Source organism: Pseudoscardovia radai (assembly GCF_002259605.1).
GTDB classification, from domain to species: domain Bacteria; phylum Actinomycetota; class Actinomycetes; order Actinomycetales; family Bifidobacteriaceae; genus Pseudoscardovia; species Pseudoscardovia radai.
Map to the genome: position 1 here is coordinate 20,877 of NZ_MWWR01000002.1, position 23,040 is coordinate 43,916.

Consider the following 23,040-nt stretch of genomic DNA (forward strand, 5'->3'; position numbering starts at 1 on the left):
GGAGGACCATGGCATACGATGATGCGGCGCAGACCGAGAACGGGGCCGCTGGAACCACTGGAACCACCGGGACTGACGGGGCCGCCGATGGCGATGAGGTGCGCGAAGGATTCCACGTCGAGCACGTCGCCGTGTCCGAGGCCTCGGAAGGACAGCCGTGGTTCGAATGGATCATCGCCGGCTGTATCGTGCTCGCCGTCATCGCCGCGCTGACACGGCATATCACGGTGGGTGTCGGCATCCTTGTGCTGACGTCCTGGCTTTCGGCGCTTGTGCGCCTGTTCTTCGGCGACGACAGCCCCTGGAAGGTACGGTCGCGCGCCTTTGACGTCGCGATTGGCCTATGCCTGGGGCTTGGCATCGCCATCGTGTATTACAGCATCATGACGATGTACTGACGGCGCGCGGAATGTCAAGGGTGGCGGCGACGCGGACCACACGCTGAAAACACGAGGGGCTCTGACCGAATCGGCCAGAGCCCCTCGTTATCGTCGGTTCAGATCATCGTGCGTTTCAGATCACTGTGCGTCCGTGGCAGGCGCGGTGTCATCCATCGCGGCCTTCTCGCTCGGCTGCGCGTCCGTTCCGGATTCGTCCTGTCCGTCCTCGTGCCGCACCGCTTCATCCTGCTTGACCTTGAGGGACAGCATGGCGTCGGCGATGACCTGGTCCTCGCTGCGCGGCGCGGAGCCGGGCTCGGATGTCTGCGCCGCGGCGTCATCGCGCAGCACCGTGGCCAGCAGCGCGATGCACAGCACGATGATCACCGAGTAGATCACGATGAACCCCGTCGTGCGCATCAGCAGGTCCGTCGCCGTCAGCACCAGCAGCACCGCCGCGATCGCGACGATGACGAGCACCGCCCAGCGCATCGTGCGCTTCTCGCGCGAGCCAAGCGCACGGTTCTTCTCCAAAGCCATTGTTCCTCCCATTCAGTCGACATCGGCCGATTCACTCCCGCCCAACTCTAGTCGCATCCGTGCATTTCGGCGAACGGGGCGGGATGAGGCGACATGGAGGAGCGGTATGGGGGAGTGGGGCCTACGACGGCAGACAGGTCACGGGGCATGTTCTCGCTGGCATGCCGGCTGTCAGGCATGCAAAAGGCCCGACGCCTCCGGGCGCCGGGCCTTGGTGCATCATCCGCTATCGGATGCATCCGCAACTGATTTACTTCGCGGAATCCTTCGCATCATCGATTTTGGAATCAGCGGAATCCGCGGAATCATCGTCGTCGGTCTCGTCGTCGACGCTGTAGCTCACGCCGGCCTCGGAGAGGGTCTCCGCATGCGCGGCGCCGTCGGTGGCGTCGTCGGACGCGGCGATCGTGGAGGAATTGAGCGGGGCCTGCGCGGCGGCCTTCGTGGAGACCTTCGCGGTGGCCGCCTTCTGGGACTCGTCATCGGCGCGCAGCATCCTGGCCACGAGCATGACAAGCGCCACCACGGCGGCGGCGAGCAGCGGAGCCACCCAGAACACCCACAGCTGCGTCAGCGGCAGCGGGATGGTGACCTGCGAGGCGCTCGACGACGTGGAGCTGGCGGTGGTGGGCAGGGTGTCGTTATAGGCCTGCACGGCGCTTTGGCCTGCGACGGCCATGCCCGTGGCACGCGCCGGGTTGAGGGCGGCGCCGGTGAAGGGGAAGGCCACGGCAGTGCCCGCGGCGTAGGCGATGCCGGTGGCGAGCCAGGCGCTCCTGCGCGGCACGCCATTGTCGTTCTGCGCGCGCAGCGCCACCGCCACGACGACGATGGTCATGGCCACCTCGACGAGGGCGCCGATCTTGATACCGAAGTTGAGACCCGCCGCTCCGATCTGGTTGAGCGAATACGTGGCCGGCGAGGCGGCGTCCGCGCCGTTGATGGCGTTGTGGATCCACTGGAACAGCGTGATCTGGTAGCTGGAGGAGGCGTCGGAGACCGGCAGGAGGTGCGTCAGCAGCTCCGCCGCGCCGATGGCGCCGGCGCACTGCATGATGACGTAGACGAAGAAATCGCCGATGCCGATGCGGCCCAGCAGGGCGGAGGCGAGGGAGACCGCCGGGTTCAGATGCGCGCCCGACACCTTGCCGAAGACGTAGGTGAGAGCGGCGTACAGCAGACCGATCGCCGCACCGAAGGTAAGGATGTTGGCACCGATCATGGTGGAGTTAAAGAAGGTGCCCACCGAGCAGATGGCATAGATGCCGAGGAACAGGATGAACGATCCGATGAGCTCCGTCGCGGCGCGCGCGACGTGCGATTTCGACAGTGTCGCCTCGTCCTCGAGGGCGCGGCAGGAGGTAGCTTGTGTTGTTGCAGCCATGTATTGTCCTTTTGTTGGTCTCTTCTTCCGTTTCTGACCACCGCTCATGATACCAGCGTGTTCCGGCATCCTGCTGAGGTGCTCCACGTAAGAGTGCGGCGGCGACGGGGAAGCGACGGTGGCGGGCGGAAAGCGCGCGACACGACGCGCGGGTGGCGTTCGGCGCGGATTCCGGTATAATCGTTGCGTTCATATATAATTCCGGGATTCCCCATCGCCGACAGATCGCCCTCAGTGCGAAGGCACTGACGAAAGGCACTGATTACCATACGATTCGTATTCGGCAGGGGACCCGCAGGCCACGTTGGGAGAACGATGCCACATCCATACAGCCATGCCAAGAAGGCCCATTCCGATTCCACCGAAGGCATTCGCCTTCAGAAAGTCCTCGCACAGGCCGGGTATGGCTCCCGCCGCAAATGCGAGGAGATGATCACGTCCGGACAGGTCGAGGTCGACGGCGAGCTCGTCACCGAACTCGGCACGCGCGTCGATCCGGCGCACCAGGACATCCGCGTGGACGGTTCCCGCGTCCACATCCAGGACAAATACGTCACCCTCGCGCTGAACAAGCCGCGCCGCGTGCTGTCGACGATGAGCGACCCGAAGGGCCGCTACACTCTCGCCGACATCATCGGCGACGGATATCCGCGCATCTTCCACATGGGACGCCTCGACTACGATTCCGAGGGCCTCATCCTCATGACGAACGACGGCGAGCTCGCCCAGCACGTCATGCACCCCAAGTACGAGGTCGCCAAGACCTACATCGCCACGCTCGAGGGCCATATCGGCGGCAACGTCTGCCGGCGTCTCGTGCGCCAGGGCGTGCTTCTCGACGATGGCTGGATCTCCTTCGACCATTGCGCCATCATGGACCAGAACCGCGACCGCTCCGTGGTCAAGGTCGTCATCCATTCGGGCAGGAACCGCATCGTGCGCCGTGTGTTCGATGCCGTCGGCTACCCGGTCAAGCGCCTGACAAGGGTGCAGATCGGCCCCATCAAGCTCGGTGAGATCAAGCCCGGCTCCTACCGCGTGCTGTCCGAAACCGAAGTCAAGTCGCTCGAGAAGGAGGTCGGACTGTGATCCGCGTCGCCATCGACGGGCCCGCGGGCGTCGGCAAGTCCAGTACGTCCAAGGCCTTGGCCAAGCATTTCGGCTACGCCTACCTCGACACCGGCGCCATGTACCGCGCCGCCGCCTGGTGGTGCCTGCACGAAGGCATCGACCTCGACGCCGCCACGCCCGACGAGGACGCCATCGTGACGGCCGTCGGTGCGCTGTTCGTGGACGGCCACCTCGAGATGGGCCTCGACCCGCAGAACCCCACCGTCAGCTGCGACGGCCTCGACATCTCCGCGGACATCCGCTCGGCCGAGGTGTCGTCGCATGTCTCCGTCGTCTCCGGCATCCCCGCCGTGCGCCACCTGCTCATCGCGGCACAGCGCGCGTACATCGATGGCGAGGCCGACCCCGAATCGTTCTCGCATGGTTCGGGAATCGTGGCGGAAGGGCGCGACATCACCACCGTCGTGGCCCCCGACGCCGAGGTGCGCGTGCTCATGACGGCGCGCCCCGAGGTGCGCCAGGCGCGCCGCAACAGCCAGGCGGCCGCCGGCGCGGACGATGTGGCCAAACGCGACAAGGCCGATTCGAAGGTCACGAGCTTCCTCGAGGCCGCCGACGGCGTGGTGACCGTCGACAACTCCGACATCGACTTCCAGCAGACGCTCGACATCCTCATCAACCTCGTCGACACGGCCATCGACAAGCAGCTGTTCTCCGACTACGCGTCGAACCTCGACGAATACGACCTCGAGGAGGACGACGAGGAGCTCATCGAGGAGGCCGGCGAAGGCGAGGCCGCGTATGACGACGGCCCCAAGCCGGTCGGTGTGCTGGCCGTCGTGGGCCGCCCGAACGTGGGCAAGTCCACGCTTGTCAACCGCATCCTCGGCCGCCGCGCCGCCGTGGTGGAGGACACCCCAGGCGTCACGCGCGACCGCGTGAGCTACGACGCCGAATGGGCCGGCACCGATTTCAAACTCGTCGACACCGGCGGCTGGGAGGCGGACGTCGAGGGCATCGACTCCGCCATCGCGTCGCAGGCCGAGATCGCCGTGCACTTGGCCGACGCCGTGATCCTCGTGGTCGACGGCACCGTGGGCCTGACCGCGTCCGACTCGCGCATCGTGTCGATGTTGCGATCTTCCGGCAAGCCCGTCACCGTCGCCGTCAACAAGATCGATACAGCCGAGCAGGAGTACATCACGGCCGAGTTCTGGAAGCTCGGCCTTGGCGAGCCCATGGGCATCTCCGCCATGCACGGCAGGGGAGTGGGCGACCTTCTTGACGTGGCGCTGGACAAGCTCAGGTCCGCGGAGAAGACGTCCGGTCTGCTCGCTCCGTCATCGCTCAGGCGCGTGGCGCTCATCGGCCGCCCGAACGTGGGTAAGTCGAGCCTGCTCAACCAGCTCGCGCACGAGGAGCGCTCGGTGGTGGACGACTACGCCGGCACCACGCGCGACCCCGTGGACGAGGTGGTGCGCCTGGGCGGGCAGGACTGGCTGTTCATCGACACGGCCGGCATCAAGCGCCGCCTGCACAAGCTGTCGGGCGCCGAGTACTACTCGAGCCTGCGCACGCAGGCCGCCATCGAACGCGCCGAACTGGCGCTTGTGCTGTTCGACGTCTCGCAGCCCATCTCGGACCAGGACCTCAAGGTGATGAGCCAGGCCGTGGACGCCGGGCGCGCCATCGTGCTCGTGTTCAACAAATGGGACCTGCAGGACGAATTCTCGCGCAAGCGCCTCGAACGCCTGTGGGAGACCGAATTCACCCGCGTGCGCTGGGCGCAGCGCGTGAACCTGTCGGCCAAGACCGGCTGGCACACCAACCGCCTGCCCGAGGCGATGGAGACCGCTCTGGCCTCGTGGGACAAGCGCATCTCCACCGGCAAGCTCAACTCCTTCCTCGGCCAGCTGCAGTCCGCGCACCCGCATCCGCTGCGCGGTGGCAAGCAGCCCAGGATCCTCTTCGCCACGCAGGCCGGCACGCGACCGCCGCGCTTCGTGATCTTCGCCACCGGGTTCCTCGATCACGGCTACCGCCGTTTCATCGAGCGATCCCTGCGCGAGGAGTTCGGCTTCGAGGGCTCGCCGATCCAGATCTCGGTGAAGGTGCGCGAGAAGAAGAAGCGCGAGCGCTGAGCGCTCGTAACAATGTGATGGGTTGCGGACACAATTCCCCTGTTTTCATAGGAAAATCGGGGCGGAATGTCCGCAAGCCATCACATTGTTTTTGTTGCGGCGGCGATGCCGGCGTCGGCGCCTTTTGGTCATGATTCGTGTCGAGGGTGCACGACGAGGGTGCACTGCTGTGCGCTTTGAGTGGCGGTTACCCCTGATTCTGACCGCTGCGGGGTCATGACTGCGGTCGAGGGTGCACGATTCTGCGCCCTCGGTGCCGGTTGCACCCCGGAATGCCTCCGATACCGGCCCTATCTGCCATCGAGGGTGCACTGTTGTGCACCCTGGGTGGCGCTTACCCTCTGATTCTGATCGCCGCGGAGCCATAACCGCGGTCGAAGGTGCACGATTCTGCGCCCTCGATGGAGGAAGGCGAACGGCAGCTCGCCCTAGGCAACGAGTGAAAGGGGCGCAGGGGAGAAGGAATGCGGAAGGGTTAGGAAAGACCGCCGTCGCCTGAGCGCCGCCACGCTGACAGGTTAAACGACAAAGGGTTCCGACACCACATGGTGTCGGAACCCTTTGAATCGTCGGGCCGGCGGGACTTGAACCCGCGACCCCTTGACCCCCAGTCAAGTGCGCTACCAAGCTGCGCTACGGCCCGATGGCGCTTCACGCGCCAAGTGGTTAATTTACCACAAGGTTGGCAAAACGCAAACTCGCATCCCGTAAATCGTGGCGTGCGTAGGCGACACGCCGTGTGGCGAGCGCCGTCGCCCCACCATCGAACCACCGATCCATGCCGCTGCATCGTGCCATCAATCCACGCCACTGCACCACTCATCCGTCATCGTCGTGCCGCCACCGCATCACCGATCCGTCGCCTCATCCCCGGCAAATTCGCCTTTTCCGGCCAGGGGGGAGTAGATTATCTAACCGTAACTGAACTCCAGCGGGCGGCGCACCGCGGCACACCAAGCAAGGGGAGTACATGGCCACATCAGGATTCGATGCTTTCGAAGCAAAGATGCGCGATGAGGGAATGACCGACCTGTCCATCAGCCAGTTCCGCAGGCTTTACGATGTCTGGCAGTCCAAGGAGGCACACCAGATTCCCGAGAAGAACGTCACGCCGGTCAGGGAATCCGAGATCAAGAACGTCTCCGACATCCACGATTCCATCGACCACGACTTCGCCATGGAGGCCTTCCGTAAAACCGCCTTCCTCAAGCTCAACGGCGGTCTGGGTACATCGATGGGCCTCGAGGGACCCAAGTCCATGCTCACGGTGCGCCGCCACAAGGCGCGCCCCATGCGCTTCATCGACATCATCCTGGGCCAGGTCATCAGCTCCCGCACGCGCCAGGACGTCCCGCTGCCGCTGACGCTTATGAACTCCTTCCGCACATCGGAGGAATCGTTGCGCGTGTTGAAGCGCAACCGCCGCTTCCACCAGAGCGACGTGCCGGTGGAGATCCTGCAACACAAGGAGCCGAAGATCGACGTGGAGACGGGCGGGCCGGTGTCGTGGCCGGCGGACCCGGCGCTCGAATGGTGCCCGCCGGGGCACGGCGACGTGTTCAGCACCATCTGGGAGTCGGGTCTTCTCGACGCCCTGACGGACGCGGGCATCGAGTACCTGTTCATCTCGAACTCCGACAACCTGGGCGCCCGCCCGTCGAGCACGCTGTCGGGCGCGTTCGCGCAGTCCGGCTCGTCGTTCATGGTGGAGGTCTCGAAGAAGACCCCGGCCGACCGCAAGGGCGGGCAGATCGTGCGCGACAAGGACACCGGCTGCCTCATGCTGCGCGAGATCTCGCAGGTGCCGCCGGAGGACCTCTCCAGCGCCATGAACTACCGCCGCCACCGCTTCTTCAACACGAACAACATCTGGGTGCGCGTCGACGCCCTGCGAGACATACTGGCGTCGAACGACGGCGTGCTGAACCTGCCGGTTATCGTGAACCGCAAGACGGTGGACCCGTCGGATTCGCAGTCGCGCAAGGTAATCCAGCTGGAGACGGCCATGGGCGCCGCCATCTCGCTGTTCCCGGACTCCTCATGCATCGAGGTGGGCCGCGCCCGCTTCCTGCCGGTGAAGACGACGAACGACCTGTTCGTCATGCGGTCGGACCGCTTCCATCTGACGGACGCCTTCGAGATGGAGGACGGCAACTACGTGTTCCCCGACGTGAATCTCGACGAGCGCTACTACAAGAACATCAACGATTTCAACGAGCGCTTCCCCTACGGCGTGCCGTCCATCGCGGCCGCCAATACCGTGACGGTGGAGGGCGACTGGTATTTCGGCCACGACGTGAGCTTCTACGGCGACGCGCGGCTGACGGACAACGGCGCACCCTCGTATGTGCCCAATGGCGCATTCGTGGGGCCGCAGGGCATCGAGCCCGACGAGTGGATCGCCTGAACGCCACGCCCGAACACTGCACGCCACGCCCGACATACTCCGCCGTATGGACTTTTCGGCGCCGCCGCGGTTTCTCCGTGGTAACGTTTATATGGCGACCGAGTGTGACCGCGTAATCCGCGTGGCGTGTCCCGTCGGCGAAATGCGTCGTCGCGCCCGGATTCATCGCTAGAATGTCTATAGGGCGCGGTATGTGCCCAGCCTATTGAATTTAAGATTCGCGAGGTCATATGGCAGAAGGATCCAACGGAAGGCGTCGTTTTTCCGATAAGTGGGGCAAGCACGAACTCGATGTGCTCGCCGTCTTGTCATCGGCGTTTCCCCAGTGGCTCACTTCGCGGCAGATTGCCCAGCGAGTGAAGGCCTACGCCGATTCCTACGGCGAGCTGGCCGACCAGGCCGCCAAGGCGGCGTTCGCCAAGCAGTTCCAGCGCGACCGTGCCAAGCTCGCGGCCATGGGCATCGCCATCGAATCGCGCCAGCCCGAGTACTCCTCCAAGTCCGAGGGTCAGGACTTCGCATCGTATCGTCTCCAGCTCGGCGACGAACCGCGCCTGCGCATCAGCTTCGAGCCCGAGGACCTCCCGGTTCTCGCCGCCGCAAACTACCTGGCGCGCTCCGTGTCCATCACCAGCCAGCAGAACCAGCAGGAGCAGCAGGAACAGCAGGCGCGCAAGCAGTCGCGCAACACGCCGCGCGTCCCGCAGATGCCGGTTCCCGGACTGGGGCTTGACTCCATCGCGCCGGGACTGGGCACGCAGTCCATCCCCGACAAGCTCGTGAAAGTCGTCGAACAGCGCCGCTTCACCGCCACCGTCGAAACGGACGGCGAGGAGATCCACGTGGCGTACACGGATTCCGACGACCTCGCCACCTTCGTGCTCGAACACCCGGGCGCCGTCATCAAAAGCCCGCAGGAGGCCGTCGACTCCTTCAAACGCCGTCTCAACGCGGCGTGCAACTTCAAGCCGTGCGACGATTCGAGCAAGACCACGCCGATTCCGGTGGCCGACTACGTTCCCGCCTCCACGCCCGAAACCGACAATGAGCCGGGCAACGGCCGCAAGACGAGCGTTCCGTACCAGACCGGCAGCGAAGTGGACCGCCGCCTGCGCCTCATGCTGTTCCTCTCCGCGCATCTGGGCGAGGAGTTCAGCCTCGAAAGCCTCGCCGACCGCTTCGTGGGCCATCCGCACGACCAGGCGGAGCGCAAGCGCGGCATCGCCGTCATCAAGAAGGACGTGGAGCGCCTCACCACCGTCTCCGACGACGGTGAGATGGCCGGCAGCCAATTCTTCGACTTCGACTGGACGCTTCTCGAGGAGCAGGGCATCGTGTGCGCCACGAACTCCCTCGGCCTCGAACGCCTCGCCGGCATCTCCCCGCAGTACCTGAGCCTGCTCACCGCCTCGGTGAGCTACCTGGCGCATTCGCCCGTCATGCCCGAGGACTCCCGCAGGCAGGCAGAGAACCTCTACCAGCGCCTCCAGAAGCAGATGAAGCCCGGCGACTCCGCCTGGCTGAGCCTGACCGGCTATGAGCTGGAGCCGCCGTGCTACACGGCCGTCAAGGAGGCCATCACCTCCCGCCAGCTGCTCGACATGGAGTACACCGACGGCGCCGGCCGCACGCGTCGCAAGCTCGTGGCGCCGGCCAAGATCTACGTGGACGAAGGCGTGTACTACGCGGCCGTATGGAACGGCGTCAAACCCTCGGACGTGGAGCCGGGCTACGATTTCCCCGCCCAGCAGCACGAGCCCGTGCACCCCGGCAAGAAGCACCCGGAGTGGCAGACGCTGCGCCTGGCGCGCATCGGGCACCTCAAGGTGGTGGCACCGGTGCATCCGATGGACATCCCGGACGTTCCGCTCTCGGAGCTGCGCGAGTGGAACGTGGACAACGGCACGCCGGCCGATTTCATCACCGACACCGTGGGCCATTCGTTCATCCGCGACCTTCCGTACGCCACGGTGGAGCCGTGGGGCGACGGCGAGAAGGTGCATTTGCTCGTGTGCTCCGACTCTTGGTTCGTGGCCTTCTGCATCGCGCACGCGCGGCATATCCTGGCCGTGGGCCCGGAGACGCTGCGCACGATGATGATCGCGCGCGCCAAGCACGAGATGTCGATTTTCGAAACCGAGTAGCCGCAGACGTCTGCGCGGCGGAACACCGGGCGGCACGCCGGGCAACCGATGAGAACGGATGGGCGCCTCGGCGCGGATGCGCGGCGGCGCCGAAAAGGAGGAAGCATGCCGGGATGGGGATGGGTGATTCTCGCCCTCGTGATGATCGGCGGTGTGGCGTACGGCCTCGTGTATGCCTACCGTCACCTGCGCTCCGCCGTGCATATGGGCGGCATGTTCGCCACCGCGCTCGACAAGCGTCTGGGCCGCATGGCCGATGCCAAGGCCGCGCCGAGGCGCCCCAAGGACCCCGCCTTCACGCAGCCGTTCTCGGCCACGATGGAACGCTACGCCGAGGCGCAGGCGCAGGTCGAGGAGCGTCACGACCGCAAGCGTGACCGCCATGTGAAGACGTGGGCGGACTGGTCTCAATTCAATGCCTGAGACGCGGCCCAAGGCCTGGAACGGGGCGGATGCGGTGCATGCCGCCCCGTGAGGTCTGTGCGCCCCGATAAGCGGCCCCGTCCGGCGAATCGGACGGCGTTTTTGGCGGGCCGAATCACTTTTTGACAAATCACAGGACGACTTCGAAGGAATCGTGTCATGACTCATCATCGGCATCATCGTCGCGACGACGCGGCGCGCGCAGAAGCTTCCGAAAGGGTGACCGGCACCATGTCGGCGAACGGTGCGCGACACGCCGGACACGTCGGGGACGGTGCTGCCGACGGGGCCCTGAGCCCCGCGCAGCGCTACCAGGCGTTCCGCGCGCGCCAGAGCTACGCGCGCAGCGTCGCCGCACAGTTCGCCGACACGCTGGAGTTCCAGCTCGACGATTTCCAGCGCCAGGCCATCGACGAACTCGAGGCGGGGCGCAACGTTCTCGTCGCCGCTCCCACCGGCGCCGGCAAAACCATCGTGGCGGACTTCGCCATCTTCCTGGCGCAGCACCGCAACGTCAAGGCCTTCTACACCACACCCATCAAGGCGTTGAGCAACCAGAAATACCACGATCTGTGCGCCATCTACGGGGCCGACCGCGTAGGCCTGCTGACCGGCGACATGTCGGTTAACTCCGAGGCCGACATCGTGGTCATGACAACCGAGGTGCTGCGCAACATGATCTACGAGAACTCCACCACCCTCGAGGCGCTGGAGTACGTGGTTCTCGACGAGGTGCACTATCTCGCGGACCGCTCGCGCGGCCAGGTGTGGGAAGAGGTCATCGTCCACCTTCCGCGCCGTGTGAAAATCGTGGGCCTGTCGGCCACCGTGTCGAACGTCGAGGATTTCTCACAGTGGATCGAGTCGGTGCGCGGCGAGACGTCCCTCGTCATCTCCGAGCACCGCCCCGTGCCACTCGAACGCCACGTCATCACGCAGGAGGACGAGCGCACGGAGCCGGTTCTGTGGGACCTGTACCGCGCCGACGGCTCCGAGGAGCTCAATCCTGCGCTGGCGCGGGAGCTGAGCCGTCTCGACCGGATTGGGGAGCGTCGCGCCGGCTCGCGCGACGAAGACGGACGCCGCCGCCACGGCGGGCGCGGCTCCAGGGGCGCGCACGGCGCCGGACGGGGCGGACACGACCGGGACGACGCGCGCGCGTCTCAGCGCCATTACCCCAAGCGCTGGGCTGTCATCGACGAACTCGACTTCCTCGACCTGCTGCCCGGCATCTACTTCATCTTCTCCCGCATGGGCTGCGACAAGGCCGTGGAGCAGTGCCTCGACGCGGGGCTGAGGCTGACGACCGACGAGGAGGCGCGTCGCATCAGGCTGATCGTGGACGAGATGATGGAGGGGCAGATCAGCCGCGAGGACGCCAAGGCGCTCGGCTTCTCCCGCTTCCGCTTCGCCCTCGAGATGGGCTTTGCGCCGCACCACGCCGGCATGATCGCGCTGTTCCGGCAAATCGTGGAAACACTGTTCGAGCAGGGCCTCGTCAAGGTGGTGTTCGCCACCGAGACGCTCGCTCTCGGCATCAACATGCCGGCGCGCTCCGTCATCGTCGAGAAACTCGAGAAATTCAACGGAGAGGGCCATGTGCCGCTTACCCCGGGAGAGTTCACGCAGCTGACGGGGCGCGCCGGACGCCGCGGCATCGACGTCATCGGACACGCCGTCATCGTGGACCACCGGGGCTTCCAGCCGCAGATGGCCGCGTCACTGTCCAGTAAGCGCGTGTACCCGCTCCATTCGAGCTTCTCGCCGACCTTCAACATGGCCGTGAACCTGCTCAACTCGTCGGATTACCAGACGGCCAGGGAGACGCTCGACCACTCCTTCGCGCAGTGGGAGGCCAACGAGTCGGCCGAGGAGCTTGTCTCGCGCATCGACTCGATGCAGGGAACCCTCGAGGATTACGAGAGGGCCTTCGCATGCGACAGAGGCGATTTCGCCGAGTTCATGCGCCTGCGCATGGAACTGTCGGACCTCGAGCGGCATGACCGCAAGCGCGTGCAGCATATGCCGTACCCGTCGGAGGGCGAGCGGCGCCATGCGATCAGACAGGTCGACGAGCGCATCGCGGCCGTGCGCAAACGCGAGCAGGCGCATCCGTGCCGCTCGTGCCCCGACCTGCAGGCGCATCTGCGCTGGGGCAACCGCTGGGCCAAGACGAGGCGCGAGCTCGACAGGCTCCAGGATCGCTACGATTCGCGCACGGGCTCCGTGGCACGCCATTTCGAGCGCATCTGCGAGATCCTGCGCATCCTGGGCTATATCGAGGGCGACGACCCGCGCGATTACTCGGTGACGCGCAAAGGGCAGCTGCTGCGTCATCTGTACGGCGAGCAGGACATCGTGCTCGCCGAATGCCTGGCGCGCGGCCTGTTCGACGACCTCGACCCCGAGCAGCTCGTGGCCGTGGTGTCCGGATTCGTTTTCGAATCGCGCCGAGGAGGCACAGGCGAGCCGCGCCATTACCCAGGCGGCATGCGCGGGCGGATCCGCTCCACCGTGGCCGCCGTCTCCACAGTGCATGAAAGCATCAACGCGCTGTGCGAGGACTGGGGCCTCGACGACCTGCAGCCGCTCGACTACGGCGCATGCGACATCATGTTCGACTGGTCGTCGGGCAAAAGCCTCGCCGTGGTGCTGGACGACACCGACATGACCGGCGGCGACTTCGTGCGCAGCTGCAAACGCGTTGCCGACGCCCTGGGGCAGATCGCCTCGATCGGCGTGTATCTGGAGCACCCCGAGGTTGCGGAGCGCGCGCACCAGGCCGCGTTGACGATCGACAGGGGAGTGGTGGCGTACTCCGGCATCGAGGAGTAGGCCCCGCCATGGCGCGCCGTGATGCTTCATGGCGCACGATACGCCCCGTGGGGCGCGCCGCCTTCAGCCTACAGCGCACGCCTCGTCAAGCCCTGTGGAATAATAGGAACGCACGGAAATCCGCGGCCGGAAGCACGCGCGGCGCATCGCCGCCCGCCGGCCCAGTCCACGCCCTTCGAAACCGTGTTTTCGAAGCGGCAGCAAGGAGAATGCAATGGCAGAGCGCAGTCTGAGGGGCATGAGCATCGGCGCCAAGTCGCTGGAATCCGATGAGAACGTCGACCTGGCACCGCGCCAGGACTACACGTATGTCTGCCCCGACGGACACCGCACCATCATCCCGTTCGCGCAGGATGCCGGCATCCCCGACGAGTGGGAATGCCGCTGCGGCAAGACGGCGCGCCTCGAGGGCAAGGATTCCTCGAACGCCGACGACCTGACCAAGCAGGTGCGCAGCCACTGGGACATGCTCATGGAGCGTCGCACCGAGGCCGAACTCAAGGAACTTCTTGAGAAGCGCCTCAAGATGCACCACGATGGCTGGTTCCCGGATTACGAGTGAGCGGCTTCCAAGTGAGCGCCTGACGGCTTCGAGACGGACGTTCCGTCCGGAGCCGTTCTTCATAAGCCGATGGCACGTATCGAGCCGTCGCACCGACGCATCCTTGCATCGTTGCATACCTAAGTTTTCGCCACAGGAGAGAATATGAAGCATCCTTCGCGCGTCGTCCTGCTGGATCTCGACGGCACCCTGACCAAATCCGATTCGGGCATCCTCGCAACCGCCGTCCGCACATACAAACTGCTCGGCCGCCCCGTTCCCACCAACGAGGAGCTATCGACCTTCGTGGGGCCGCCGCTAATCGAATCGTTCACCAACCACGGTCTGGCCGACGAGGCCGACAAGGCCGTGGCGCTGTACCGCGAGGCGTATACGCAGCCGACCTTCGACGACCCGCGCAACCCCGGCCAGAAGGTTCCGGGCATGTTCCTCAATGAGGTGTATCCGGGCATCGTGGAGTCCATGGACGAGCTGCGCCGCCGCGGCTATGTCCTCGCCCTCGCCACATGCAAGCCGGAGCCCCAGGCCCAGCGCATCTGCGACCGCTTCGGGCTCACCGAGCATATGGATTACCTTTTCGGCGCGAGTCTCGACAACACGCGCATCCACAAGGCGCAGGTGATCCGCTACGGGTTCGATGCCATCCACTTCGACGAGGAGGAAGGCGACCGCGCAGTTATGGTGGGCGACCGCTGGACCGACGTGGACGGCGGGCATTTCGCGGGCGTCAAATCCATCGGATGCCGCTGGGGCTTCTCAGCACCAGGCGAGCTCGAGGAGCACGGGGCGGATATGATCATCGACACCACCGATCAGCTTCCGGACGCCGTGGACCGGTTCTTCGCCACGTTGGCATAGGCGCGCGGATTCATCGGCTGACAGCGACGGCCTGCCGCATGGGTGACCATGCAGCAGGCCGTTTTGTATGCGGCGGTTGCGTCTGCGTCGGCGTGGGTCGCGGAGCCTGCGGTGCGCGTTGTGAGACACGCCTGAAGCAGCGGCGTTTGCTACGTCAGTGTACTTCCTTGTAATACGGTTCGAATTCAGAAATATTACTGAGTAATGCATATATGCGTTTTATCACTGGATTCCAGCGCTTGTGAAGATGTACGTCGGTATAACGAATCTGACGTATCCAATTAGGGCGATTCGCGATTGGGCTTGGAGATGCCGGAAAAAGAAATCTGACGGGGAGAGGCGTCGGTTATGCGGCCATATCATCCGCGCCGTTGGCCTCATCACCTGCCTAGACGCCGTCGTTGGTGACGATGTCGGTGGCAGCGTCGGCCGCATCGCCGTCGGTAGCAGCGTCATGCGATCCGGCTGGCAGGCCGGCCTCGGTCATGTCTTCTGAACCATCTGCGTCATCGGGATCCGCCAGGTCATCGGGATCAGCTTGACGCATGAAGTAGACCACGAGAACGGCTGCGATGATCATCGACAGAATGCGCATGATGCCCCCGAATCTCTGTTCCCAGGAATATCTTCTGACATAATATCCGCCATCGAGTCCGAGGGACAATTCGCCGGACGACGCCAAGCGCATATCGGCGGTCTGTACATGTGATCCGCGTTATTGTGGTCGCGCGGCATCAAATCAGCGCTTCATTGACGGACGTATTCCGTCTAAGAAAATACGTGTGGCGACGACCGCATGAAGACGGCGTACCATCAGTCATCGTTGTCAGGAGCGTCACAGCCAATAGCGACGCGGTCGGAAACATCAGCATCATGCCTGGAGAATTGCTAAGTCCGTGGAATCCAGCGAGGTTTCGTTTCTGCCCATGCGTCGAAAGTGGCTAAGCGCCGATAATGTACGTTATGTCAGATTGGATACAGAAACGCCTCACCCGCGGATTCCGTCCGCCATCTGCGCCGCCCCTGTCTCGTTTGCCGGCTGAGATTCCACCGTCCATTCCATCGTCTGCGCTATCGCATCGTCATGCCGCACGCGCCGTCGCATTGTCATGCGCGCCTGGCACGACGCGTCGCATCCGTCATCGTATCCATCATCCCGATGTTTTCGCGGCGTCGTCTTTCACGCATCAACGCGAGCTCGTCCACCATGTCGGATGCGGTCTGCGGATGATGCATGGCGCCGTCCACGGCATCCACGTAATCCTCGGACTCGAGCCTGCCGCGAATCTCGTGCCACAGCGAACCGACCGACACGCCGAAAACCGCCTTTCCGGTGCGCATGAGGCGGCCGACCTGGGCATCGTCCGTGCATTCATACACGGTCTCGCCGTCGCACATAATCGTGATGTCCTCGAGTTGTTCGGCGCTGCGCTGTGAAAGGTACCCGATGGCGGTCGTCACGTTCTGCAGGTTCACGCCGGTGTCCAGGAGGCGCTTGGAGACGGCGAGGATAACGATGTCCTTGAAGGAATACAGACGCCGCGTTCCGGAGCCATGAGACGCCTTGACGGAAGGCTCCACGATTTTCTTGCGCGCCCAGTAATCCAGCTGCCGGTATGTGATTCCGGCGACGCGGGACGCCACGGTGCCGCGGTATCCGCGCGCATCGTCCTGGGATTCGTCATCGAAGGCGAACAGGACGCCCTGCACGGTGTGACGGCCGCTCAGGTCCGTGCAGTCCTCGAGCCGGACATGCACTGTGAGATCGGGTTCCTGCGCCATATCGTCGCCTTTCGCTGATGATGCTCCGCCGCCGTGTGTTGTGGCTCCCAGTCTAGGCCGCCTCTCCCCCGGCGGAGGCCGATTTCACGGGAATCGGGCGGAGGAATCGTGAAAAAGCCCGCCATGCCGTCCCACGGGGCGGCATGGCGGGCCTGTCGTCTGCTCGGCGTTCCTGCATCGTCGTGCGTCTGCCATGCATATCAGGCATGTCGCGCGACGGCGCGGCCGTCAGCGGCTATCAGCGGCCGAAGAACACGAGGCGGAACTTGCCGATCATGAGTTCGTCGCCGCTTTTCAGCTGCGCGGAATCCACGCGCCTGCGGTTCACATACGTGCCGTTGAGGCTGCCGACGTCCTCGATGCTGTAATGGCCGTCCTTGCGCACGAACACGGCGTGCTGACGCGACACGGTGCCGTCGTCGAGCATGATGTCGCTCGAGGCGTCGCGCCCCACCGTCACCCTGTCCTCGTCGAGGAGGTAGCGAGATCCGGAGACGGCGCCGCGCGTCGAGACCAGAAGCGCGGTCCCGGGGCTCAGACGCGCGATGGTGTCCAGATCCTGCTGGCTCAGGGGGCGATCGCCTGTGACGGTCACAGGCACGGCCGAGATAGCCGGGATGCCAATACTTGTCGTTTCACCTGCAGTAGGAATCGGTTCAGTCATACCAGTCATTCTACAATCTTCGCGTATTGATAGGTCTTGGCGTCCGCCAGCTCATCGATGACGACGTCGTCGAGCTGCGTAACCGTCACATTGGCATTGTAGCGGACCCTGAGCTGGGATCCGATACCGCCCGAGATCTGGATGGCGTTAGCCAGCGCGCTGGGGCTGCCGATGGCCTTGATATCATACGGCGTGCCCACGATCGTACCGTCCACCTCGATGCCCTCGTCGGTGTCGACGATATACGATGAGGCGGTGATGCGCACGCCGTCGAAGGCGATGGCCTCCGCCCCGGCGTTGCGCAGTTCCTCGATGACGGTGAACAGACGCGCCGAGTCGATATGCGTGCCGGTTTCCGCGATGGTGATGCGCACGCCGCTTCCATGGCAGGCGATGCGCCCCGCCAGGATGCCGCTGACGGTGGCGTTCTGCTTGGCGACCTCGTTGAGCTGGGCCTGCTTGTCGGTGGAGTTTGTGATCGAATCCACCTGGCTGCGCAGCGTGGTGCGTTGCTCCTCGAGCCTGTCGACCTGCGTCGTGGTCTCGTCGAGGAGCCTGACCAGCTCGTCCTCGCTCAGAGACTGGTAGTTCTCGTTGGTGTTGCGCTGCTGCGTGACGTATCCGAAGCCCAGAAGCATGCACATGAGGATGATGAGCACGCTGGTGACGATTTTCTGCAGCAGGGCGTTGCGCGTGGCGGTGGCGCCGGACTTCTTCGCCGCCTTCACGACGGGGAACGTGCCGGTGTCGGTGGAGTCGTTGTCCTCGTCCTTCTCGTTCTGCGAGCGGAACAGGGAGCCGACGTCCGTCATAAGCCATTCGGCGGCGGAGCGGCCGCCGCCGTGCTGTCGGTCGGCTTTGTCGGCTCGGGACTTGCCTGCGCCATTCCTGCTTGTGTCGTTCCTGGCGGTGGCGCCCATCGCGTGACGCCCCGGGCGCCTCGCGCTGCGCCTGGCTCCGCGGTTTCCGGTCGTGTCGGGCGTGGTGTCATCGTGCCTGGTGTCGTCAGGGCTTGCGTCATCTGGCTTCGCGTCGCGGTATGCCATGTCAGCCTCGGAATATGAATCGGCGGATGGCTGAGACATTCGAGAAGATGCGGATGCCGAGCACGACGATGACGGCGGTTGTCAGCTGGGAGCCGACGCCGAGCTGGTCGCCGAGGAACACGAGAAGCGCCGCGGTGATGACGTTCGACAGGAACGAGATGACGAACACGCGGTCGTTGAAATTGCGTTCGAAATACGATCGCGCCGCGCCGAGAAGGGCGTCCAGGGCCGCCACGACCATGATCGGCAGGTACGGCTGGAGCCAGATCGGAATGTCGGGGCGCACGAAGATGCCGATGACGATTCCGAGAATCAGTCCGATGACGGCAGCCATGCTTCCATCGTCTCCCTTCCGCCGCTGTCGCGGCACAATGCATCGTGTCTCATAGTCCTGTCAGGCTCCCACCGGTTGCTCCGTGCGGCGGGCATGGGGCTCGCCCCGTCACGGACGGCTCCGTATCCCGCACCATACGCGGGATACGCACCATACGCATGCCATCGTAGCGCCGTGCGCGGAACGGGGCGGGGCGCGAGGGTGCCTGGATCAGTCGCTGCCATCGCCGTTCCCCGTTCCCTCCGTCGCGTATTCGAGCGTGGCGACGGCGTTGGCGCTCAGGTCCAGCTTGTCCTTCTGGGACAGGGACACGGCGATGCCGAGCTTGTCGAAGGAATCGTACAACTGGGGGTTGTGGTCGGAGTCCACGCCGACGCGCATGGCGTCCGCGTTGCCGATCGCCTCGATGGTGTACGGGGACTGGATCGCGACGACGCCGATGAGAATCTTGCCGCCCGCGGCGCGGATGGATGTCTCCGGCCCTAGGCGCTGGCCGTTGACCGATATGGCCTCGGCGCCAGTGGCCCAGAGGCGGTCGACGAATAGCTGGATGTCGGTGTCCGCCACGTCGCGCATGCCGGAAAGCGTGGAATCGGTGCCGGAGGCGCCTCCGGAGGATTCCTCGAGCAGGGAGGGGTTGCGTAGCGTGATGACGATGCCGGGCCCCGTCACCTCCACGGTGCCGTTTAGGATGTTCTGCGAGTCGGGGATCTTCACGGTTGTGGAGGACGACTTCGACAGCTCGTCCACCTGCTTGCGCAAGGCCGACACCTCGTTCTGGAGGTCCTCGGAGCGGGCGACGAGCTGGGTGAGCTGGTCAGCCTCCTCCTTGCGCACCTTCTCGCGCGTGTTGCTCTGCAGCAGTTGCACGGCCCCCATGAACACGAAGCCGATGAGGATGCAGATGACGAACGACAGGATGCGCATGCCCCATGTCGTTCTCGGCGACTCCTTGCGACGGTACAGCGCGGCGTCCTCGAACAGCGGGTCGACGGGGCGATTGGTCAGGTCGTCGATGAGGTGGAGCGACTCGTCGTAGACCTCGCGACGGCGCGTGCGGTGGCGCCGCTCCGCGTCGGATTCGAGGGCGTGATGGCGTATAAGGAAGGGATAGGCGTGGGAGAAGGCGGAGCGCGGATGCTGGGGCCTGGCATCGGGCTTGACGGGATACGACGCGGGCGCGTCGGAGCGCTCCAGTCCCCCGGCGAGCTCGAGTGCGACGGCGACGGCGGCCGGGTTCGACGTGTACAGCACGATATCCGTGCCCGGCACCTTCGCGGCGACATGCCCCGTTGTCACGGGATCCGGGGCATGGACGTCGGGGATGGGGCGCGACGGGGCGGCATCGGGGTTGGACGGGACATCATGGCCGGATGCGGCCCCATCGCCGGACGGGGCGGCGCTGTGAGACAAGGCGGCGCGATGAGACGGGATCAGGCCGGCATCGGCACCGTCTGCGACGTAGCCGGATGAGGCGGGGCGGGCAGAAGCTGGCACGACGAACGGCGCCACAGGGGTTCCGGCGTGTCGCGTCGCGGCATCCAATCCCTGGGCACTGTGGCTTTGTGCACTGTGGCTTTGTGCACCGCGACCCTGCGCACCGTGATGAGGCGTTACGGCGGCATCGCCCCACGCCATGTCATCGATTGCCATGTCATCGATTGCCATGTCATCGATCTGGTCCGCGACATGCCTCCGGGGCCTGGCGTGTCGTCCCGCACTGGAGCGTGGAACGGAGGACGGCGGGAGATCGGATTGCGAAACAGCGGATTGCGAAACAACGGATTGAGGGTCTGGCTGTGACGCGTCGGCCCGGGTCTCGAACGATGTAGACCGGGACGCTGGAGAGCGTGTCGTAGATGCAAGGGACGCCGCAGGGCGCGTGGAATCAGTGCCAGATGCGGCGCTCCCTGCTTCCGCTGCCGTGGATGCCGAGGCCGTCACACCAACGGCAGGCGCCCCGTCGTCGCTTGCTTCAGCGCCCTGCCCCCCATCATCGTTATGCGCACCGTCATCGTCCGTCGGCGCGTCATCATCTGATGCCTCGTCATCGTCCGTCCCGGCCTCGGGCCCCTCGGCGGCACGATGGCGCAGATAGGTGCGTATATCCGCCAGATCGAGCGGAGGCTCCTCGGCATCCTCTCCGATGACGAAGGGGCCGTCCGCCCCGTCGTCGCTTCCTTGCCGACCGTCCGCGGCATGGTGGGCGAACTCCACGGAGCTCGAGACATCCTGGGCGAAGGTGGAATGGACCGGACGGGGCGCGGAGGTGCTGATGATTTTCCGACCGTCCCACAAGGCTATGGGCTGTCCTCCGCTCATCGACATGAAGTCGGTGACGGGATCCTGCTCGCTTTGCACGGCGAGTTCCTGAACCTCGTGACGGTGCACATGGCGAGGTTCTCCCCCATCCGCTCCCAGCGGCTTGACGCCGAGATCGGAAGCCGTGGCGGCATGCTTGCCGACACGCCGCTCGTGTCGGCCGACCGGCGTGTCACGGGGCGCGGCATGCTCGGCGCGCCGCCTCGCATCATGCAGGGCGTGGCGCGGCTGCTGCTCGTCCGGGGAGGAGGGGAACCCGTCGTCCGTCATCGGGCGGCTCCGGCGCGCGTCCCGGCGGCCTTCTCGTCGTGTATGACATGGGTTCCCTGCCACAGGTAGATAATGCCCGCCACCCAATACAGAACGCAGCCCCAGATGGCGCCGGCATCGCCGAGGTCATGGAGCACGGTGAACAGCGTGCTCTCCCCCAACGCCGAGACGATGTACACCGGAACGGTGATCATCAGCACCGCCGTACCCGCCTTGCCGACGAAATGCACGGGAAGCGGCCCGTACCCGTAGGAGGCCAGACGAAGCACCTGGATGCCGAGGACGAGCTCGCGCAGAACGACCGCGGCGAGCACCCACCACGGCATGATGCCGATGGAGGCGAGGGCGAGGATAGAGAAGAAGATGAGGAGGCGGTCGGCGATGGGGTCCAGAATTTGCCCCAGCTTGGTGACCTGGTTGTACCGGCGCGCGATGTACCCGTCGACGCCGTCCGACATGGCGGAGACAGCGAGGAGCACAAGACCTGCGAAAAGATGGTTCTGGACCACGAGAACGGCGATGACAGGGATGGACACGAGACGGAACATGCTGATGACGTTGGGAACCGTCAGGATCTTGTCGGTCGGCTCGGGGCTGAAGGATTCGTCCTGGCCGGTGGGTTCCTGCCTCGTGGACCTGCTCATATGACCTCCCTGCTTCCGTTCGGACGACACGCCGGAAAACCGCGGCGCGTCGTTCACCACCATACCGATGATATCCCGCCCTGCGCCATGTCACGGCATTCGCATCGTGGCGCCATGGTGCATGCGGGGCCGTCCGCACGGCAGAAACCGTGTCGGGCTCATCGTGGCTTACCGGCACATTATATGCGACCGCCCCGGCTCCGTGGCGGACACGGGGACGGGGCGGTGCCGGTCGACGGCGCACGGGGCGCCGACGCGGCCGCATAAAGCGAGGCTACATGCGCGAGGCCTGAATCGCGGTCACGATGGTGGCGCGGGCACCGACATCGTACAGACGGTCCATGATGGAGTTGACCTCGGCCCTGGGCACCATGACGCGCACGGCGACCCATTCGGGGTCGTGCAGCTGGGAGACGGTCGGGGATTCGAATCCCGGGGTGATCTTCACGGCGGCAGGCAGGTCCGTCTTGCGGATGTCGTAGTCCATGAGCACATAACGGTGCGCCGTGAGCACGCCGCGCAGACGACGCTCGAACACCTGCAGCTCGGGGTTGTCTTCGGCGATGCGGGGAGAACGCACGAGCACGGCCTCGGAGCGCACGATGGGGTCGGCGAACACGCGCAGGCCCGCGTTGCGCAGCGTCGTGCCGGTCGACACGACGTCAGCGATGAGGTCGGCCACGCCGAGGTGGACGGAGGACTCCACGGCGCCGTCGAGGTGCACGACCTTGGCCTCGACGCCATGCGCCGCCAGATAGTCCGACAGGAGCTTGTCATAGGACGTGGCGACGCGCTTGCCGTTGATGTCCTCGAGCTTGTCGATCGTGGAATCCTTCGGGGCGGCGAAGCGGAACGTCGACGCGCCGTAGCCGAGCTGCATATGCTCGGTGGCCTCCGTCTCGGTGTTCAGGAGCATATCGCGCCCCGTCAGGCCCAGGTCGATGTTGCCGGCGCCCACGTAGACGGCGATATCAAGCGGACGCAGGTAGAACAGCTCGATGCCGTTCTCCTCGTCGTCGACAACAAGCTGGCGCGAATTCGACCTCAGCTTGTACCCGGACTCCGACAGGAGATTCCAGGATGGTTCCGACAGCATTCCCTTGTTGGGCACTGCGACTCTCAGCATATTCGTCCTCCGGCCGTTCGGCCATTTTTCCCGGCGGGATCCGCCCGCCGGCGTCGTGCTGGTTATCTTCTTGCGCGGTTGGGCGCTTTTGCCTTGGTTCCGGTGGT

Annotated in this window: 19 protein-coding genes and 1 tRNA gene; 9 read left to right on the forward strand and 11 right to left on the reverse strand. The window is 65.0% G+C overall.

Annotation, left to right across the window (positions count from 1 at the left end; all coding sequences use genetic code 11):
- The first annotated feature begins 8 nt into the window (after positions 1-8).
- Complete coding sequence (locus tag PSRA_RS00205; RefSeq protein ID WP_245834805.1) at positions 9-398, forward strand: DUF3017 domain-containing protein; 390 nt, start codon at positions 9-11, stop codon at positions 396-398.
- A gap of 120 nt (positions 399-518) precedes the next feature.
- Here PSRA_RS00205 and PSRA_RS00210 read toward each other — a convergent pair whose 3' ends face one another.
- Together PSRA_RS00210 and PSRA_RS00215 are read right to left on the reverse strand one after the other, a co-directional pair.
- Complete coding sequence (locus tag PSRA_RS00210) at positions 519-920, reverse strand: hypothetical protein (RefSeq protein WP_143516276.1); 402 nt, start codon at positions 918-920, stop codon at positions 519-521.
- 250 nt (positions 921-1,170) lie between these two features.
- Positions 1,171-2,304, reverse strand: coding sequence for an MIP/aquaporin family protein (locus PSRA_RS00215; RefSeq protein WP_158216267.1), 1,134 nt, complete (start codon positions 2,302-2,304; stop codon positions 1,171-1,173).
- Positions 2,305-2,619: 315 nt separating this feature from the next.
- Here PSRA_RS00215 and PSRA_RS00220 point away from each other — a divergent pair, with 315 nt between their 5' ends.
- Together PSRA_RS00220 and der are read left to right on the forward strand one after the other, a co-directional pair.
- The gene (locus tag PSRA_RS00220; RefSeq protein ID WP_094659862.1) at positions 2,620-3,393 is read left to right on the forward strand and encodes a pseudouridine synthase; all 774 of its coding nucleotides are present in this window, start codon (positions 2,620-2,622) and stop codon (positions 3,391-3,393) included.
- Positions 3,390-5,516: a bifunctional cytidylate kinase/GTPase Der gene (gene der / locus PSRA_RS00225; protein WP_094659863.1), complete on the forward strand. Its 2,127-nt coding sequence runs from the start codon at positions 3,390-3,392 to the stop codon at positions 5,514-5,516. Before PSRA_RS00220 ends, der begins: the two co-directional genes overlap by 4 nt.
- Positions 5,517-6,085: 569 nt before the next feature.
- Here the strand turns inward: der and PSRA_RS00230 are convergent.
- A tRNA-Pro gene (locus PSRA_RS00230) sits at positions 6,086-6,159 on the reverse strand.
- 327 nt (positions 6,160-6,486) lie between these two features.
- Here PSRA_RS00230 and PSRA_RS00235 point away from each other — a divergent pair.
- From PSRA_RS00235 to PSRA_RS00260, 6 genes are all read left to right on the forward strand, one after another.
- Positions 6,487-7,923 (forward strand): UTP--glucose-1-phosphate uridylyltransferase, encoded by a 1,437-nt coding sequence (locus PSRA_RS00235; RefSeq protein ID WP_094659864.1) that lies wholly within the window; start codon positions 6,487-6,489, stop codon positions 7,921-7,923.
- A gap of 230 nt (positions 7,924-8,153) precedes the next feature.
- Positions 8,154-10,067 (forward strand): helix-turn-helix transcriptional regulator, encoded by a 1,914-nt coding sequence (locus tag PSRA_RS00240; RefSeq protein WP_094659865.1) that lies wholly within the window; start codon positions 8,154-8,156, stop codon positions 10,065-10,067.
- Between the two features lie 105 nt (positions 10,068-10,172).
- Entirely contained in the window at positions 10,173-10,490 is a 318-nt protein-coding gene (locus PSRA_RS09280) for a hypothetical protein (protein ID WP_094659866.1), read from the forward strand.
- Positions 10,491-10,721: 231 nt separating this feature from the next.
- Positions 10,722-13,325: a DEAD/DEAH box helicase gene (locus PSRA_RS00250; protein ID WP_245834812.1), complete on the forward strand. Its 2,604-nt coding sequence runs from the start codon at positions 10,722-10,724 to the stop codon at positions 13,323-13,325.
- Positions 13,326-13,539: 214 nt separating this feature from the next.
- Positions 13,540-13,887, forward strand: coding sequence for an RNA polymerase-binding protein RbpA (locus tag PSRA_RS00255; RefSeq protein WP_094659868.1), 348 nt, complete (start codon positions 13,540-13,542; stop codon positions 13,885-13,887).
- 144 nt (positions 13,888-14,031) lie between these two features.
- Entirely contained in the window at positions 14,032-14,745 is a 714-nt protein-coding gene (locus PSRA_RS00260; RefSeq protein ID WP_094659869.1) for an HAD hydrolase-like protein, read from the forward strand.
- 388 nt (positions 14,746-15,133) lie between these two features.
- Here PSRA_RS00260 and PSRA_RS00265 read toward each other — a convergent pair whose 3' ends face one another.
- From PSRA_RS00265 to hisG, 8 genes are all read right to left on the reverse strand, one after another.
- Complete coding sequence (locus PSRA_RS00265) at positions 15,134-15,340, reverse strand: hypothetical protein (RefSeq protein ID WP_094659870.1); 207 nt, start codon at positions 15,338-15,340, stop codon at positions 15,134-15,136.
- Positions 15,341-15,852: 512 nt separating this feature from the next.
- Positions 15,853-16,527: a MerR family transcriptional regulator gene (locus PSRA_RS00270; protein ID WP_094659871.1), complete on the reverse strand. Its 675-nt coding sequence runs from the start codon at positions 16,525-16,527 to the stop codon at positions 15,853-15,855.
- Positions 16,528-16,765: 238 nt separating this feature from the next.
- Positions 16,766-17,191 (reverse strand): FHA domain-containing protein, encoded by a 426-nt coding sequence (locus tag PSRA_RS00275; protein WP_094659872.1) that lies wholly within the window; start codon positions 17,189-17,191, stop codon positions 16,766-16,768.
- A 5-nt stretch (positions 17,192-17,196) separates the two neighbouring features.
- Complete coding sequence (locus PSRA_RS00280; protein ID WP_158216268.1) at positions 17,197-18,237, reverse strand: DUF881 domain-containing protein; 1,041 nt, start codon at positions 18,235-18,237, stop codon at positions 17,197-17,199.
- A 1-nt stretch (position 18,238) separates the two neighbouring features.
- Positions 18,239-18,571 (reverse strand): small basic family protein, encoded by a 333-nt coding sequence (locus tag PSRA_RS00285; protein ID WP_094659874.1) that lies wholly within the window; start codon positions 18,569-18,571, stop codon positions 18,239-18,241.
- A 210-nt stretch (positions 18,572-18,781) separates the two neighbouring features.
- Complete coding sequence (locus PSRA_RS00290; protein WP_094659875.1) at positions 18,782-21,163, reverse strand: DUF881 domain-containing protein; 2,382 nt, start codon at positions 21,161-21,163, stop codon at positions 18,782-18,784.
- Positions 21,160-21,807 (reverse strand): CDP-alcohol phosphatidyltransferase family protein, encoded by a 648-nt coding sequence (locus PSRA_RS00295; protein ID WP_094660015.1) that lies wholly within the window; start codon positions 21,805-21,807, stop codon positions 21,160-21,162. Before PSRA_RS00295 ends, PSRA_RS00290 begins: the two co-directional genes overlap by 4 nt.
- 274 nt (positions 21,808-22,081) lie before the next feature.
- Positions 22,082-22,933 (reverse strand): ATP phosphoribosyltransferase, encoded by an 852-nt coding sequence (gene hisG, locus PSRA_RS00300; protein ID WP_094659876.1) that lies wholly within the window; start codon positions 22,931-22,933, stop codon positions 22,082-22,084.
- Positions 22,934-23,040 lie beyond the last annotated feature (107 nt).